The sequence below is a fragment of the Helicobacter pylori genome (assembly GCF_003638305.1).
In the GTDB taxonomy this organism is placed as follows: Bacteria; Campylobacterota; Campylobacteria; order Campylobacterales; family Helicobacteraceae; genus Helicobacter; species Helicobacter pylori_DJ.
The window spans coordinates 35,057-50,580 of record NZ_MVYP01000012.1 but is presented as its reverse complement, the minus strand read 5'-3'; the positions used below and the strand labels follow the sequence as shown (position 1 = coordinate 50,580).

The window sequence follows — 15,524 nt, the reverse complement described above, 5'->3', positions numbered from 1 at the left end:
CCGAACCTGGAAGTCAAGCTCTTCATCGCTGATAATACTGCTCTTTTCAAGAGTGGGAATGTAGGTCGGTGCAGGGATAGGGAAATGTTTTTTTAGTCTTGCTTTTTATTTAATTTCATTATTGATTGCTTGTTTTTGTTTGTTTAGTGTTTTTTTGGGGTTTATTGTTTTATTCTTTTATTCTTTGAGAAAAAGGAAAGAGAAGGTTATAAGCCTTATAAAAGGGGTCAAAAAATTAAGATTGCTAACCACATCAATATTGACCAAAATTGAGAAATCCCCAACTCCCCTAAATTCTTAAAGAATTACTCAGAGACTTTTAAACACACCATAGCTTTTATGCGAAAATCTTATAGAGCGGTATTTGTTGATAGCGTAAAGATAAAATCCATTAAAGCCAAGCTAGGGGGTAACCATTGCCATAAAGTAAGCGGTAGCCATCAAGTAGGGGGTGTGCGTAAAGTAATCTCTAGGTTCAACACTCAAAAACCCTTTTTCATTAGACAGCACGCTAAAAGCCAGTCAATTTGACACTGGAACCAGATTGAGCGTTTGAGTTGTGGTAATAAGGTTAGTCCTAAACATGCTAACATGTCAAAATTAGCTACATAAGGGTAAGTTATCTTGTCTCTTTTAGCGATTTTGTGATTTGCAAGGAAAGATTTATGGATGAAATTAAAACGCTGTTAGTGGATTTTTTTCCGCAGGCAAAGCATTTTGGGATAATCTTAATCAAGGCTATTGTTGTCTTTTGTATAGGTTTTTATTTTTCGTTTTTCTTACGGAACAAAACCATGAAACTTTTATCCAAAAAGGATGAGATTTTAGCGAATTTTGTCGCGCAGGTTACTTTTATCTTAATCCTTATCATCACCACAATCATTGCACTCAGCACGCTAGGCGTGCAAACCACCTCTATTATCACTGTTTTAGGAACGGTGGGGATTGCGGTGGCGTTGGCTTTAAAAGATTACCTTTCAAGCATTGCTGGAGGGATAATCCTTATTATTTTACACCCTTTCAAAAAAGGAGACATCATTGAAATCTCTGGCTTAGAGGGCAAAGTAGAAGCGCTTAATTTTTTTAACACTTCTTTACGCTTGCATGACGGACGCTTGGCGGTTTTACCCAATAGAAGTGTCGCTAATTCTAATATTATTAATAGCAATAACACGGCGTGTCGGCGCATTGAATGGGTTTGTGGGGTAGGGTATGGGAGCGATATTGAACTGGTGCATAAGACTATAAAAGATGTTATTGACTCAATGGAAAAAATTGATAAAAACATGCCCACTTTTATTGGGATCACGGATTTTGGACAAAGTTCGCTGAATTTCACCATTAGGGTTTGGGCAAAGATTGAAGATGGGATCTTTAATGTGCGCAGCGAACTCATTGAACGCATCAAAAACGCCCTAGACGCTAACCACATTGAAATCCCTTTCAACAAGCTAGATATTGCTATTAAAAATCAAGACTCTTCTAAGTGATTGGTGTGAGGCGCATTGATTGCAGTGATACTTGAATTTTAAAGGAGACCCTATGTCAAGCGATTTTAAAAACCTTTTCATCGGTGCGGATAATTCTAAACGCACCAAGTTAACTTAATAGCGAAAAAAAACCCTATCCATTCTAACTCGTTATCATCTCTCATTGATGCCCACCTTTAAGGAATACAAGGAAGCTAAAAGCCAACTACCTCTCTTTAAAATCTCTGTCAACTCTAACCAACCCCTATCCGCTCAATTAAACGAGTATGATAAGAAAAAGTCAGTGTTAAGAGCCGTTTTAAACACAAGGTCAAAAAGAGACAATAACCTAGTGGATTATGATGATTTGACTATGGCTCAAAAAATGAATACCACCGCTTTATCTATGAGCCGATTATGCGATCGGATGCTAAACTGCCCAGTAGCAGTTATCTCTGGTTATAGAACTTATAACGATAAAGCCATTATTGCGGATTATGGATTAAAAGAAGCCACCAAGATTTTAGAACTGAATGCGACAACAAAGGGCGAGAAAAAAGAGGAAGTTGAAGCCCTTTTAAAACCCTTTATGTTCACTAACGCTGATAACGAAAAAAGAACCAAATGGTTGAGAAAAAAGCTAGACCTATACAAGGGCTACATAGGATACAAAATTGTTAAAGGTTATACAGAGAAGCAGGTATGCCACAAGCTAACATAGAAACTAGCTTTATTTGTTTTGAACTCAAACCATTCCATAATAAAAATCAGTTCAAAGACATCATAGTGAATTTGGGTAGGGAGTTCAACTAAGACAGCGTTATTATCAACAGCCCTAAAGATAAGCGTGGGGCTGTATTCACTTTAATATGCACTACCCCTTACCCCTACTTGATGCTTGATGGGGAAAAAACAAGACTTGGAGAACCCTTTGCTGAATTAAAAGACCCTAAATTTAGGAACTCTATCGCTGATGAAGCCTTACCTAATGGTCAGTCAAACCCTGACTTTTTGATTGCTTTCACGGAGTTTATGCGTAAAATAAAAGCTGATGGAAAAACAAGCAGATTTGGGTTTGGTGGCTATAAAGCCTTATCTGAAGGTAATACCGCTAACAGTGTTCTTGCTAAATTAAAAGCCAATTTGATAGAGAACGGGCAGAGAAAAATAAGAGGAACTAGGGGTGGTTGGGAAAATTGGAGCAAGTGGGTTCCTGGATACTCCTACGACTTGAACGCTTCCTTTACTATGGATAGCGTTCTAGATAACACTTACAAACCCAAATCTCTTAAAGATAATCAATTTGATACTAACGCTGGGTATTGTTCCATTAACGAACAAGACCTTTTAAATCAGTTCATCAATGTGAGCGCGAAATTATCCCACGACACCTTATTAGCGATAAGACAAACAGAAAACATAGACCTAGTTTATGCTTTGATTAAAGACACCACTTATATATGATTTTATCTTTGAGATTGATAGAGCGGTGAAGCGTTCAATCAGCTAGTCATTGAAGTTTCTCAATCAGCCCTTAAGAATGCAGAACTCAATCAAGTCAAAAATGTATTGACCTCACAAATTCATAACGGAGCGTATAGTTTTAGAGATGATGCGTATAGGAGTGAATGCTAAACACCTGGATTTATACTAGATTGAGTTATAGCGTTTTATTAACTATAAGAATTAGGGGGTGTTTTGGGATATTCCCCTTTAAGCACCTTAAAATCCCCCAAACGCTCTAAAAGTCAGCACACTAAAATCAAAGTTTTAAAATCAAAGCTTCTTAATTTTATTCTAAAAAAATAAATGAGAGCAAACCCAACAAACCGCTTTATTATGACCCTATAAAAATAGGGAGAAAAGCGAGATCTGCAATTAATCTTGCTGGATCCTTATGGCTGTGGGTGTGGATAGTTCTTCTTCAGTAGGGATTCTTAAAAAATCGCTATTACCCACTTTTCTTGTTTGTTTCACCACAGGCTGAGAGGGCGTAGCGATAGATTCCAAACCCGCTCCACCGCTGTTTCTTTCAGCACCGGTTGCAATGATAGTAACGCGCACATGATCAATGGGGATACTCTCGCTCGTGTGTTGGCCAAACTTAACATCAACATCTTGATTGGCTCGTTCTTGAATAGATATGCAAGCTTGAGAATAAGCATACATAGGATAATCAGGGTGGTGCTCAAAAAAGACAATAATGCTCTTAGCCCCATCAATAGAAGCGTCATCAAGAAGAGGCGATTGGATCGCATTTTCCACCGCTAATTTAGCGGATTCTTCGCCAGTGGCTTCACCAATACCCATTAACGCAAAGCCTTTAAAACCAAGAGCGCTTTTTAAATCGGAAAAATCAACATTAATATCACCGGGCTTAGTGATGATCGTAGAAATACCGCTCACAGCCCTAACCAAGACATCATCAACTTCCTTATAGCATTCTTTGGTGCTGGCGTTTTTTTTCATGGTCAAAAGAATTTTATCATTAGGGATAACCAAAATAGAATCGCTAGATTGCTCCAATTCTTTTAACCCCTCTTCGGCTTTCTTGCTTTTTTGAGACCCTTCGTATTTGAAAGGCTTAGTAACGATAGCAATCGTTAGCGCTCCCACTTCTTTTGCGATTTTAACGATAGTGGGGGTGGCTCCAGTCCCAGTCCCTCCTCCAAGCCCTGTAGAGACAATGACTAATTTGGCGTCCTTAATCGCTTCTCTAATTTCATTAGCGCTTTCTTCAGCGGCTTTCCTACCAATATCAGGAACCCCTCCAGCGCCTAAACCTCCAGTGGATTCTTTGCCTAAAAGGATTTTAACCGGAGCGGGATTGTTTTTGAGATGTTGGCCATCAGTGTTCGTTGCAATGGGGGTAACATCTTGATGCACGCCGTATTCAACCAAGTGTTTGATCATGTTAGACCCCCCACCTCCAACACCGATGACGACAATCTTAGCCCCTTTATAAGCTGGATCGCTTACTTCTTCAATGCTCGCTTGACCAATATTATAATTTTCCATCTCTGATTGATGAACCATAGCCACATTCCCCTTGAGATACGATTTTTGCAAATCTTAAACTTTTGTAAATAGCTAAAGGATTATACCATGTTTTCTGGCTTTTGATAACTATCAAGGCGTTTTTATCGCATAAAGAAATGGCTGTATCTTAAAAGATTTTAGAAATCTTATCAAGGAAACTTTTAAAAAAACCTTTTTGTTCGGTGGGTTTTATAGGCAAGAAGTCATCGTTTTTAGCGGTGTTTAAAGGAGCACTAGGGGCTTTTAAATCGCTCAAATTCCTTTCTGTGGGCGATGAATGGATATGGGGGGTAGGGCTTGATTGATGGGCTGTTCTTGTGTAATCATCGCTTTCATGGTAGCGGATAACCCCTTTAGAGTCTCTTTCATAATTGGTATGCCCCCCTGCTTTGTATAAAATCAAGCCAACCACGACTGAAAAGCGAGGATCTTTCAAATCTTCAAACATGCCCATGATATTGTATTTTTCCACAGGGGCTGCTAAACGCACCGGGTAATTAGTGAAATGGGTTCTGGCTAATTCCTTGATCCCTTTCATTAAAGCCATCCCACCGGTTAACACAACGCCTCCGCCCAAATGCTCTTCTAAGCCGCTATCTTGAATGCTCCTGTGGATGATTTTAAAAGTTTCTAAAGCCCTTTCCCTCATGATAGTTTGGATTTCACTAAGCGGCACAATATGGCTTTCATGGCCATCCGAGCCGGTGGTAGGGATTTGGACACTTTGAGAGGGCGTTTCTGTGCCGCTTTCAAAAGAAAGATCCCCGTATTTGATCTTAACTTCTTCAGCGTAAGGGAATGGGGTGTTGAGCATGTGCGATAAATCCGTGGTCAAATGGTGAGAGCCTACGGGTAAGTATTTGTTATAGCGTATGGAATTGCCGCTATAAATCGTAAGGTTGCATGTTTCTCCGCCCATATCCACGCAAGCCACGCCCAATTCCCTTTCGTCATTAGACAAGGTGGCAATCGAGGCTGCATAAGAATTGATCACGATGTTTTCAATCTCCACTCCAGATTGGATCATGATTTTTTCTAAATTTTCAATGTTGTTTTTTTCTGTATAGACAATGTGGATAAAGACTTCCAAGCGAGTCCCGCTCATCCCTAAAGGGTCATTCACTTCTTGTTTGTCTAAAGTGAAGCGATAGGGGAGGGCATGCAAAATGTGTTTATCATTATCTAAGCCTGCTTTAGCGCATGCGTTATTGATAGCGCGATTGATTTCATCAATGGTTACCACATTGTCTTTAGTGCTAGCCACACCGGTAACATCTCTAATGCTTTCAGTATAAGCCCCAGAAAAAGAAACAATCGCCTTAGTTTTAGGGTAATACGATTCTCTAAAGGAGGAAATGGGGTTATTCCTGTCTTCATCAGCGTTCAAACCTGCCATTTTTTTAGCGCTATTAATCACTTCTTTAATGGCGTTAGAAGCGTGAGCAAGGCTATTAATGCGCCCTCTTTTAATGGCTTTTGAATTGATTTCTTTGGAGTCTTGATGGGCTGTGCCAATGATGCGCAAAATCCCTTCTTTAAATTCAGCCACTATCGCACAAATCTTTCTAGAGCCTATATCAACCCCTATAACGATTTCTTTATGTTCCATGATTTCCCCTTGCATTTATTGAATGTATTTGACTATCTTATAGCGTTTTTTCAATTCTTCTATCAACGCTTTATCAAAAAAATCCGTTTTAGTGTTATTGACTAAACGTTGCATGTATTGGCTTTCTTCTGCGCTAAAGGAGTGGTTGAAATTTTGTTCTGTGATTTGATAGAGTACCACTTTATTACCTATCGTTACAAACCCCTTTTTTTCCTGGCGGTTAAAAAGGGTGTTGATAAACTTAGCGCTTTCTTCTTGGTTAAGTTCGCTAATAGTACCTCCAAAATTAGGGCTTACATAGCCCACGCTTTTCCCTTTAAAATCCTTAAGCTTTTCTTTAGCTAATGCCTGCAACGCTATAAGGGTTCTTTCTTGAGTTAGGCGGGTTTTAAGAGCGCTTTTGGCTTCATCAAAATTCTGCAATTCGTCTTTAATTTGAGAGATGAGTTGCACCACAATAAAACCATCTTTAAAAGGCTCTGGTTTTAGGATTTCAAGGGGCTTGAGAGCGGTGAGTTTTTGCGTGATTTCAGCAGTATATGGGGAGTTGTTTTCTTCAAAATCTTGCATGGTGTAGTTTTGCTCATTCCCCTTTTTTAGAGCGATATAGCTCCTTAAGGCTTTTTCATTCGCTTTTTGCATGCTTAAATCATGCTTGACTTGCTCTTGAACGCTTTTAAAATCCTGCAATTTCCCCTCTTTGTCCAAATAAGACACCTTGTTTTTATGGTAGTATTCCTCCAACTCTTTCAAATCAGTTTTTTCTAAACCAGCGTCAAAATATAAAGAGCGTGTTTTAAAGCTTGTGGGCTTTTTAAAATCCTTTTTATGGGACTCGTAATATTTTTTCATCTCTTCTTCATTAAGAGAGATTTTAACATCACTAGGGTTTAGGATAAGAATGTCTAATTTGTCTTGCAATTTTGCCCAAAGCGATAAACTAGACTGCTCCAAAGGGGTGGTGGTTTTGGGAAATAGAGCGCTGATTTTTTGAAGGATTAAAAGCCTTTCAACGCTTTCTTCAAAGTGTTTAGGGCGGTAATGGCTTTGTTTTAAGATATTCTTATATAATTCTTCATCAAAAACACCATCTTTTTGAAAAACGCTCGTTTTTCTGATCTCTTTGGCCACTTCTTGCTTGGTAGCGCCAAGCCCTAAATCTAAAGCGAGATTCCTCAATAGGGCTTGATTGATGAGCGAATCTAAAGCGCTTTTTTCCAAATGCATGGCTTTGATTTGATCTTCAGTGAGTTCTTTAAAATCAGGGATAGACTCAGCATATGCGTCTTTAAGGCGGCGGTATTCTTGGGTTAATTCTTCTTGAGAAATCTTAATCTGTCCCACTTTGGCAGCGCTATCGCTATCTAAAGAGAAGCTGTATTGCCCCCAGCCTATCATCCCAGCGGCAATAAAAGCGATCGTGCTTATCCATATTGTAACCACTAAATATTTTCTATGATTTTGCATCCATTCAATCATAAGAACTCTAATCCCTTTTAAAAAATCAAAAATGTGAAATTCAGGTTTAAACAACCTTATAGTAAAATCAAATAACCTTATTTTAACCAAAGGTTATTAAAATTATCCTTATTATAGAGAGTTTTTAACATGAATTTTCAAGAAAATTTAGCCGCTTTGGATTTGGAGTATCTTTGGCACCCTTGCTCGCAAATGCAAGAGCATCAAAATTTCCCCATTATCCCCATTAAAAAGGCTCAAGGGATTTACCTCTATGATTTTAATGATAACGCTTATATGGATTTGATCAGCTCATGGTGGGTGAATCTTTTTGGGCATAATAACGCCTACATCAGCCAACAGCTCAAAAATCAAATTGACAATTTAGAGCATGTCCTTTTGGCCTCTTTTAGCCATAAGCCCATTATCACGCTCTCTCAAAGGCTCTGCCAACTCACTAGCATGGACAAATGCTTTTATGCGGATAACGGCTCATCTTGTATTGAAATCGCTTTGAAAATGAGCTATCACGCCCATTTTTTAAAGAATCAAACGCGCCCTAAAAAGCTTTTTTTATCGCTTTCTAATTCCTATCATGGCGAGACTTTGGGAGCGTTAAGCGTGGGCGATGTGAAACTTTATAAAGACACTTACACCCCCTTATTGCTCAAGAATCTCATCACGCCCGTGCCTAAAAACGACAGCGAGATAGAAAATAGTTTGAACGCTTTAAAGCGTTTGTTAGATAAGCATGGTGAAGAAATTTGCGCTTTCATTGCAGAGCCTCTTTTGCAATGCGCAGGGAATATGCATATTTATAGCGCGAAGTATTTAAAACAAGCCGTTTTGTTATGCAAGCAAAAAAATATCCACATTATTTTTGATGAAATCGCTACCGGGTTTGGGCGCACAGGGAGCATGTTTGCTTATGAACAATGCGAAATTGAGCCTGATTTTTTATGCTTGTCTAAAGGGATTAGTGGGGGGTATTTGCCTTTAAGCGCACTATTAACCCGCAATGAAATTTATAACCAATTTTACGCCCCCTATGAAGAAAATAAAGCGTTTTTGCATTCGCACAGCTACACAGGAAACGCCCTAGCATGCGCATGCGCGAACGCCACGCTGGATATTTTTGAAAAAGAAAATGTTATTGAAAAAAACAAGGCTTTAAGCGAGTTTATTTTTAGAACGCTCCAAAACGCGTTAAAACCCTTGATAGAGCAACAAGTGGTGTCTCATTTAAGGCATTTGGGCATGGTCTTTGCCTTTGAAGTTTTTATTCAAACTAAAGAGCGTTTGAGTTTGGCGGTTTTTAAAAAAGCTCTAAAAAAAGGTTTGTTATTACGCCCTTTAAACAACACGATCTATCTCATGCCCCCTTATATTATCACGCATGAAGAAATCACAAAGGCGATTGTGAGGTTAGTGGAAATTCTTGATGAGTTAAAAAAAGCTGAAAACAAATAGTAAAGAGCTTGAATTTTAGTCAAGCGATAGCTTTTTTCTGCCTGTTTGATTTCAAAAATCAAGCTTTTAACTTGATATGAAACCTATTCAATAAAACCTATTCAATAATCTTGGGCACAACGAAGTAATGATCCTGGCTGTGTTTGTTGTGGCTTAAAATCTCTTTGGCGATGTTAGGTTGGCTTTTGGGTTCGTCTTCTCTTAAAGGGGTGCTAAGATGCGTATCTGTTTTTAGATCATTAGTTTCTAAAGCGAAGATGTTTTCTACAAAGCCTAAAACCTCCGCTAAATGGCCTTTAACGCTCTCTTTATGCTCGTCTTTAATCTCTAGCATGCTCAATTTTTCTAAGCGTTGCAATAATGCGTCATCAATTTGCATTCTTTTCCTTTAGTTTAAAATAGGGGTTCGTCCATTGTTGCTGGGGCTTTGATGCCCATGAGCTTTAACACGCTGCTAGCGATATTGTTTAGGGCTCCGTTTTTAATGGATTTGACTCCATTCCCTAAAACAAAGCAATACACGCTCCCGGCGGTGTGGTTGGTTAAGGGGTTTTGGTTTTCATCTTTCATGCGTTCGCAATTCCCATGATCGCTTGTTAAAAGCATGGCGTAATCCAATTCTTTAGCCAGTGAAAGGATTTCCCCTAAGCATGCATCCACTGCTTCTACCGCTTTAATACTCGCTTCAAAATTCCCCGTATGCCCCACCATGTCGCCATTAGCAAAATTCACAATGATCAAATCCGTGCCTAATCTCATTTGCTCTAACACCGCAAGGGTTACTTCTTTAGCACTCATTTCAGGCTTTAAGTCATAGGTGGTAACTTTAGGGCTTTGGATAAGCACCCGGTTTTCATTTTTAAAAGGCGTCTCCACTCCGCCGTTGATGAAAAAGGTTACATGCGCGTATTTTTCAGTCTCAGCGATATGGCTTTGGGTCAGGTTGTGTTGAGAGACCACTTCAGCGAGCGTGTTTTGAACGCTTTCTTTAGGGAATAAAACAGGGTAGGGGAAAGTGTTGTCATAAGGCGTCATGGTAGCGATATGGAGTTTTTTAAAAACTTGACGCTTAAAGCCGCTAAATTCCTTTTGGCCTAAAGCGCTCACGATTTCTCTAGCCCTATCATTCCTGAAATTGATAAAAATAAAGCTTTCATCATCTTGCATGCCGCAATAATCTTTAAAACAAGCAGGCATGATAAATTCATCGGTGATATTTTTATCATACTGGCTTTGGATATACTCGCTAGGGCTTAAAGGCGTGTGATTAAGCCCCATTAAGCTATGATATGCAAGTTCAATCCTTTCAAAGCGATTATCCCTATCCATCGCATAAAAACGGCCACCTATGGTAGCGATTTGAATGTTTTCATTGCAGATATTTTGCATGGTTTCTAAATAAGTTAAAGCGCTTTTAGGAGCGACATCGCGCCCATCGGTGATTAAATGCAGAAAGACTTTTTTATGGGATTTTTCACACTCTAAAGCCAGAGCGATAAAATGCTCAATGTGTGAATGCACGCCCCCATCGCTCATCAAACCCATAAGATGCACCACAGGGCTTTTTTGGATCGTGTTTAAAAAAGCGGAGTTATTTTTTAACCCATCGTTTTGAAGGCTTAAAGAAATTTTGACTAAATCCTGATAAAGTACCCTACCAGCCCCAATACACATATGCCCCACTTCAGAATTTCCCATTTGCCCTTCAGGTAAGCCCACGCTCAAGCCATGCGTATCAATCAGGCTATAAGGCAAGGTTTTAAACATCAAATCATAAGTGGGTTTTTTGGCATGGAAGAAAGCGTTATGATCGCTATCTTTACGATACCCAATGCCATCAGTGATAATCAAAAGAGTTTTTTGCGCCATTTTTAGGACTTTTTAAAGCTCTTGCATGAGAGTGATGTGGTTGGCTAAAATCGCATTCCTTTGCCCTGGAGAGCAATTTTTACATACTTCTTTATTTTTGGAATTTTTGGAAGCGGTTTTAGTGTGGCTTTTTACATTATTTATATTATTTTTGGAGGAGCGTTTTGGACTCGCTTTAGCCGGTTTTTGAGAGCGTTTTTTAGCGGGTGTGAAATCAGCATTATTGATTTGAGCCAAATACATGGGTTTATCTTTTGCTTTTTCTGGCTTGTTGGCTGTTTGCTCGCTAGTTGTCTCTTTCATCTCTTGGGATTTTTGTGTTTGAGATTTTTCTACTTGAGTTTCCTCTATTTGAGTTTTTTTGGTGGCTAAAGTTTGAGGCATGGCGTTGCCGATAGGGTCTAAATCCAGGTTGCTATTAGCGCTTTTTTGCAATTCTTGGTCATTACTAGACTGCGAATCAAAGATTTTAGATTCTTTCAAACGCCTGATCCTGTCTTGTATCTCTTCATAATATTTTTCAGCTTCGGCGTTAGACTTCTCGTTTTTTTCCCAACGACTGCCCTTGTTGTAAGATTTAATCATGTCTTTTAGATTGTCATGGTAGCGTGTTTTCCAATAGAGCAACTCTTTTAAAGCCACTTGAGAAGCAAACGCATCGTCTTTAATGAGCAATTCCCCCATCACATTACGCAAAAAGGGGCTATCGTTATGCCCATAGCTTTTTAGAACGCTTGGGATATAAGAATGATACACGCCCGCACTCGGATCCGAAAAATTGATTTTATAAACCCCTGCGCATGATTCTTTCCATGCGATGCCTGCCATTTCATAGCCTAAATTTTCTTTAGATCCGAATTGATAGGCGGCTTTTAAGACTTCTTTTTGCTTAGCGTTAAAGTCTTTAAGATTATCGCAATTGGTCATCATGACTTTAGTAACGGGCGATTTGGGCTTGTTTTTAACCCCCTTAGCTGGTTTAGGCTCTGTTTTAGTGGGGTTTTCTGCTGCAACTAAGCTTAAAGATGCGCTTAAGGCTACGCCTAACCATAAGGCTTTAAAAAGGGTGTGAGTGAGTGGGGTTAAATGTTTCAAAACGCCTACCTTTTGTATTTAAAAAATAAACTAAACTAAAAATAAATTCAAGTATAATTCTAACATGATTTAGTCTTAAAAGTGATTTTGTTTTTTAGGGAGAATTGAGATTTTGCATTCAGATGAATTGTTAGTAGAGATTTTAGTTGAAGAATTGCCCGCACAAGCGTTATTAAATGAATATAAAGAAATGCCTAAAAAACTCCACGCTCTTTTTCAAAAACGCGCTTTAGAAGTGGGAACTATAGAGGTTTTTTACACCCCTAGGCGCTTGTGTTTGTTCATTAAAGACTTTCCTCTTTTAACCCAAGAAACTAAAGAGGAATTTTTTGGGCCTCCCGTTAAAATCGCATGCAACAATCAAGATAAAACGCAAGGTTTGAACGCTCTAGGTTTAGGGTTTTATCAAAAATTAGGACTAAAGGATCACCAAAATTTCCAAACAGCGTTTAAAAACAATAAAGAGGTGCTTTATCACGCTAAAATCCATGAAAAAGAGCCTACAAAAGATTTAATCATGCCCATTGTGTTAGAGTTTTTAGAGGGTTTGAATTTCGGGAAGTCCATGCGTTGGGGCAATGTGGAAAAAAGCTTTATCAGGCCCATTCATAATATTTGCGTGTTGTTTAATGGGGAAAATTTTAACGATATTGAAGTCAAAGGGTATGGTTTTAAAACCAAGCAAGCCACCAAAGCGCACCGACAAGAGGGTTTTGATTTTATTGAAGTGGATAGCCCTAAAGCCTATTTTGAAGTTTTAGAAAAAAACCATGTCATTTTAGACCCTAAAAAGCGCGAAGCGAAAATCTTACAAGAAATCAAAGAGCTAGAAACAAAGCATCACATCATCGTAGAGGTTGATAGGGATTTATTAGATGAGGTTGTAGCGATCACGGAATACCCCAGCGCACTTTTAGGGGAGTTTGACAAGGCGTTTTTAAAATTACCCAGTGAAATCATCACCACTTCCATGAAAGAAAACCAGCGCTATTTTGCAACCTTTTGTCAAAAAAGTCAAGAAGAAAGCCCAACATTACACAACGGCTTTATTGTGGTGAGTAACGCTATCAATAAAGACAAGCAAAAAATCATTTTAGGCAATCAAAAGGTTTTAAAAGCCCGCTTGAGCGATGCGGTTTTCTTTTATGAAAACGATCTCAAAAAGCCTTTAGATAACGCTCCTTTAGAGAGCGTGGTTTTTGTGCAAGGTTTAGGGACTTTAAAAGATAAAATGGAGCGCGAATCAACCATCGCCCAATACTTGACGCAAAAATATATTTCATCTTTAAACATGCCTTTAGAAAAAGCCCTTGAGTTGGTTAAAAGAGCCGTTCAAATCGCTAAAGCGGATTTACTCAGTGAAGTGGTGTATGAATTTAGCGAGCTTCAAGGGATCATGGGCTATTACTACGCTTTAAAACAAAACGAAAACGAGTTAGTCGCTTTGAGCTTGAAAGAGCAGTATTTGCCCGCAAGCGAAAACGCCCCCTTGCCCTCTAGCGTTTTTAGTGCAATCGTGGCTTTGAGCTTGAAATTAGACAGCTTGTTTTCTCTTTTTAGCGTGGGTAAAATCCCTAGCGGATCTAAAGATCCTTTTGCTTTAAGGCGTTTGAGTTTTGGGCTATTGAAAATCATCGCGCATTATGGGTTAGAATTTGACTTGAAAGCGGATTTAAAAAACCTCTTTGAAAAAGTGGGCGTTTATCAACGCTTTGATTTAGAAATTTTAGAGAAGTTTTTACTGGAGCGCTTTAATAATTTAATAGATTGTAACCCTTCTATTATAAGGAGCGTGTTAAACACCAACGAGCGAGACATCGTTAAAATCATTCAAAAAGTCAAAGCCTTAAAACGCTTTTTAGACGATCCTAAAAACGCTCAAAAAAAAGAGTTGCTTTTTAGCGCTTTCAAACGCCTAGCCAATATCAATAAAGACAGAAACCCCAACGAATCAAGCGAGTTTTCTACCCATCTTTTTAAAGAGCCAAAAGAGCATGCCCTTTTTGAAGCGTTCAACACGATCAAAACGAGCGTTTTTGAGAGTTTGGATAGCAAAATAGAAGCTTATTTTGGTTTGCATGCGCCTTTAGAAGAGTATTTTAAAAGCGTGCTAGTCATGGATAAAGATATAGAAATCCAAAAAAATCGTAAAAATTTCTTGTGGGGCGTGTATCAAAGTTTCTTAGAGATTGGGGATATTAAAGAAATTGCGATTTAATGCTATCAAACGCAAAGTCCAGCGTTTTTATTTGGGGGTAACTTTTTTAATGAGCATGTTGAGTGCGGGCATGCTTAGCGCGAAAATCTTTACCCTACAGGAGTTTTTTAAAGAAGTAGAAATTAATTCAATGGAGTTGATCGGCAAAAAAGCCGATTTTAAAAGCCGTTTGAATGAGCAACGCTCCGTGAACGCTTGGGATTTCCCCTATATTTATAATGAAACTTCTATGGTGAAAAACTTCCAAGGCATCATAGAAGCGCAACCCAGAACCCTTTTAATAGTAAGGCCCAAGCTCCCATGGGTGAGTTCGCTTTTATCCAAAAGCCTTTCTATCAAAACCATTCAATACGATAAAAGCTATCAATTAAATAAAAATCTCGCTTTTATTGGCGCTAAACGCCTTTATTTGACTTATGTGATGACTAAGGAAAAGTATCAGGTGTATGTGCAGCGGGAAGCGAACTTTTATTCGCAGCTCAAAATCGCCAAAGAAAAGGTTAAAGCCGGCAGCATGAGCGAAAAAGATTATATCAACTTCAATAATTCTTATCTGGAATCCAAACTCGCTAAAACCAATGTGGAAACCAAACTCATAGATTTAGAAAAAATGCTAGACACGATGCTAGCGATTGTGGAGCCAGTCAAAGAGGGGGCGCATTTTGACACTTATTTAGACCATTTGCATGACGTCAAGGTGATCGGTTTGGATTTTGAATACGTGCGATTAGAGCCTGAAGCCTTAAAATTTAAATTGGATCGCTCGTTGTATGTGGATATTTTGGATTTGACGGCTAAAGATTATCAGGTGAATGCGAAATTAGCTAATAGAGACGTGTTTAATGCATTTGAATTTGGGATTGGCTCTGAAAGCTATAACTCTTCAACTAATCTTTCCGTGGAAGTGCGTATCCCTTTACCGGTAACGCCTAAAAATATCTATCAAAAGCGTAAATTTTTGGATTTGCAAAGCGGGACGCTCGCGCAAAATGAAGTGATGAAACGAAACATTAGAATTAACGCCAACTCCTACTTAAACCAGCTCAAAACCAAAGAAGCATACATTGAAACCCAAAAAGAAGCCATTGCCAATAAGAAGCGTTTGATGGAAATGGGGCGCATCGCTTATGAAGCCCAAAAAATCGGGCTTTTTGAATACTTGATTTATCAAAATTCTTACATGGACGCTCTCATCACTCTGGCCGAAGCGAAGATTGAATACATTGATATTAGCGCGCTTTTAGAAGAGACTTTAGGGGAGAGCTTGACCAGATTAGGAGAATTGCATTGAAGCGGG

13 protein-coding genes are annotated in these 15,524 nt (G+C 38.8%); 7 read left to right on the top strand and 6 right to left on the bottom strand.

Features of this window, described 5'->3' with window-relative positions; all coding sequences use genetic code 11:
* Positions 1 to 339 precede the first annotated feature (339 nt).
* The 4 genes from EAL04_RS08015 (at position 340) to EAL04_RS06220 (ending at position 2,933) form a co-directional block, all read left to right on the top strand.
* The gene (locus tag EAL04_RS08015) at positions 340 to 531 is read left to right on the top strand and encodes a hypothetical protein (RefSeq protein ID WP_120974042.1); all 192 of its coding nucleotides are present in this window, start codon (positions 340 to 342) and stop codon (positions 529 to 531) included.
* Between the two features lie 134 nt (positions 532 to 665).
* The gene (mscS, locus tag EAL04_RS06230) at positions 666 to 1,490 is read left to right on the top strand and encodes a small-conductance mechanosensitive channel MscS (protein WP_000343432.1); all 825 of its coding nucleotides are present in this window, start codon (positions 666 to 668) and stop codon (positions 1,488 to 1,490) included.
* A 166-nt stretch (positions 1,491 to 1,656) separates the two neighbouring features.
* Complete coding sequence (locus EAL04_RS06225) at positions 1,657 to 2,190, top strand: hypothetical protein (protein ID WP_120974040.1); 534 nt, start codon at positions 1,657 to 1,659, stop codon at positions 2,188 to 2,190.
* A 173-nt stretch (positions 2,191 to 2,363) separates the two neighbouring features.
* Complete coding sequence (locus tag EAL04_RS06220; protein ID WP_240454719.1) at positions 2,364 to 2,933, top strand: hypothetical protein; 570 nt, start codon at positions 2,364 to 2,366, stop codon at positions 2,931 to 2,933.
* A 414-nt stretch (positions 2,934 to 3,347) separates the two neighbouring features.
* On the opposite strand, the gene ftsZ is transcribed toward EAL04_RS06220, so the two are convergent.
* The 3 genes from ftsZ to EAL04_RS06205 all read right to left on the bottom strand — a co-directional run bounded on the left by ftsZ (position 3,348) and on the right by EAL04_RS06205 (position 7,596).
* Entirely contained in the window at positions 3,348 to 4,505 is a 1,158-nt protein-coding gene (gene ftsZ / locus EAL04_RS06215) for a cell division protein FtsZ (protein WP_000233623.1), read from the bottom strand.
* 130 nt (positions 4,506 to 4,635) lie between these two features.
* Positions 4,636 to 6,117: a cell division protein FtsA gene (ftsA, locus tag EAL04_RS06210; protein ID WP_120974038.1), complete on the bottom strand. Its 1,482-nt coding sequence runs from the start codon at positions 6,115 to 6,117 to the stop codon at positions 4,636 to 4,638.
* 15 nt (positions 6,118 to 6,132) lie between these two features.
* Complete coding sequence (locus tag EAL04_RS06205; RefSeq protein WP_120974052.1) at positions 6,133 to 7,596, bottom strand: peptidylprolyl isomerase; 1,464 nt, start codon at positions 7,594 to 7,596, stop codon at positions 6,133 to 6,135.
* Between the two features lie 129 nt (positions 7,597 to 7,725).
* Between EAL04_RS06205 and EAL04_RS06200 the strand changes: the two genes are divergently transcribed.
* Entirely contained in the window at positions 7,726 to 9,045 is a 1,320-nt protein-coding gene (locus EAL04_RS06200) for an adenosylmethionine--8-amino-7-oxononanoate transaminase (protein WP_120974036.1), read from the top strand.
* Positions 9,046 to 9,142: 97 nt separating this feature from the next.
* On the opposite strand, the gene gatC is transcribed toward EAL04_RS06200, so the two are convergent.
* The 3 genes from gatC to EAL04_RS06185 are packed head-to-tail and all read right to left on the bottom strand — an operon-like array spanning position 9,143 to position 12,009.
* Positions 9,143 to 9,424, bottom strand: a complete 282-nt coding sequence (gene gatC / locus EAL04_RS06195) for an Asp-tRNA(Asn)/Glu-tRNA(Gln) amidotransferase subunit GatC (RefSeq protein ID WP_120912207.1) — start codon at positions 9,422 to 9,424, stop codon at positions 9,143 to 9,145.
* A gap of 14 nt (positions 9,425 to 9,438) precedes the next feature.
* Entirely contained in the window at positions 9,439 to 10,914 is a 1,476-nt protein-coding gene (gene gpmI / locus EAL04_RS06190; RefSeq protein WP_120974034.1) for a 2,3-bisphosphoglycerate-independent phosphoglycerate mutase, read from the bottom strand.
* Positions 10,915 to 10,926: 12 nt separating this feature from the next.
* A complete protein-coding gene (locus tag EAL04_RS06185; protein ID WP_120974032.1) occupies positions 10,927 to 12,009 on the bottom strand; it encodes a hypothetical protein in 1,083 nt (360 codons plus the stop codon).
* Positions 12,010 to 12,121: 112 nt separating this feature from the next.
* On the opposite strand from EAL04_RS06185, the gene glyS reads away from it, so the two are divergent.
* Complete coding sequence (gene glyS, locus EAL04_RS06180) at positions 12,122 to 14,227, top strand: glycine--tRNA ligase subunit beta (protein WP_120974030.1); 2,106 nt, start codon at positions 12,122 to 12,124, stop codon at positions 14,225 to 14,227.
* The gene (locus tag EAL04_RS06175; RefSeq protein ID WP_162982513.1) at positions 14,217 to 15,518 is read left to right on the top strand and encodes a TolC family protein; all 1,302 of its coding nucleotides are present in this window, start codon (positions 14,217 to 14,219) and stop codon (positions 15,516 to 15,518) included. The genes glyS and EAL04_RS06175 overlap by 11 nt, the downstream gene beginning before the upstream one ends.
* Positions 15,519 to 15,524: the final 6 nt, after the last annotated feature.

What these genes read in the sequence shown, in the direction of transcription:
- EAL04_RS08015 (WP_120974042.1), top strand. Translation starts at nt 340, where the DNA reads ATGCGAAAATCTTATAGAGCGGTATTTGTTGATAGCGTAAAGATAAAA.
- mscS (WP_000343432.1), top strand. Translation starts at nt 666, where the DNA reads ATGGATGAAATTAAAACGCTGTTAGTGGATTTTTTTCCGCAGGCAAAG.
- EAL04_RS06225 (WP_120974040.1), top strand. Translation starts at nt 1,657, where the DNA reads ATGCCCACCTTTAAGGAATACAAGGAAGCTAAAAGCCAACTACCTCTC.
- EAL04_RS06220 (WP_240454719.1), top strand. Translation starts at nt 2,364, where the DNA reads ATGCTTGATGGGGAAAAAACAAGACTTGGAGAACCCTTTGCTGAATTA.
- ftsZ (WP_000233623.1), bottom strand. Translation starts at nt 4,505, where the DNA reads ATGGTTCATCAATCAGAGATGGAAAATTATAATATTGGTCAAGCGAGC.
- ftsA (WP_120974038.1), bottom strand. Translation starts at nt 6,117, where the DNA reads ATGGAACATAAAGAAATCGTTATAGGGGTTGATATAGGCTCTAGAAAG.
- EAL04_RS06205 (WP_120974052.1), bottom strand. Translation starts at nt 7,596, where the DNA reads ATGATTGAATGGATGCAAAATCATAGAAAATATTTAGTGGTTACAATA.
- EAL04_RS06200 (WP_120974036.1), top strand. Translation starts at nt 7,726, where the DNA reads ATGAATTTTCAAGAAAATTTAGCCGCTTTGGATTTGGAGTATCTTTGG.
- gatC (WP_120912207.1), bottom strand. Translation starts at nt 9,424, where the DNA reads ATGCAAATTGATGACGCATTATTGCAACGCTTAGAAAAATTGAGCATG.
- gpmI (WP_120974034.1), bottom strand. Translation starts at nt 10,914, where the DNA reads ATGGCGCAAAAAACTCTTTTGATTATCACTGATGGCATTGGGTATCGT.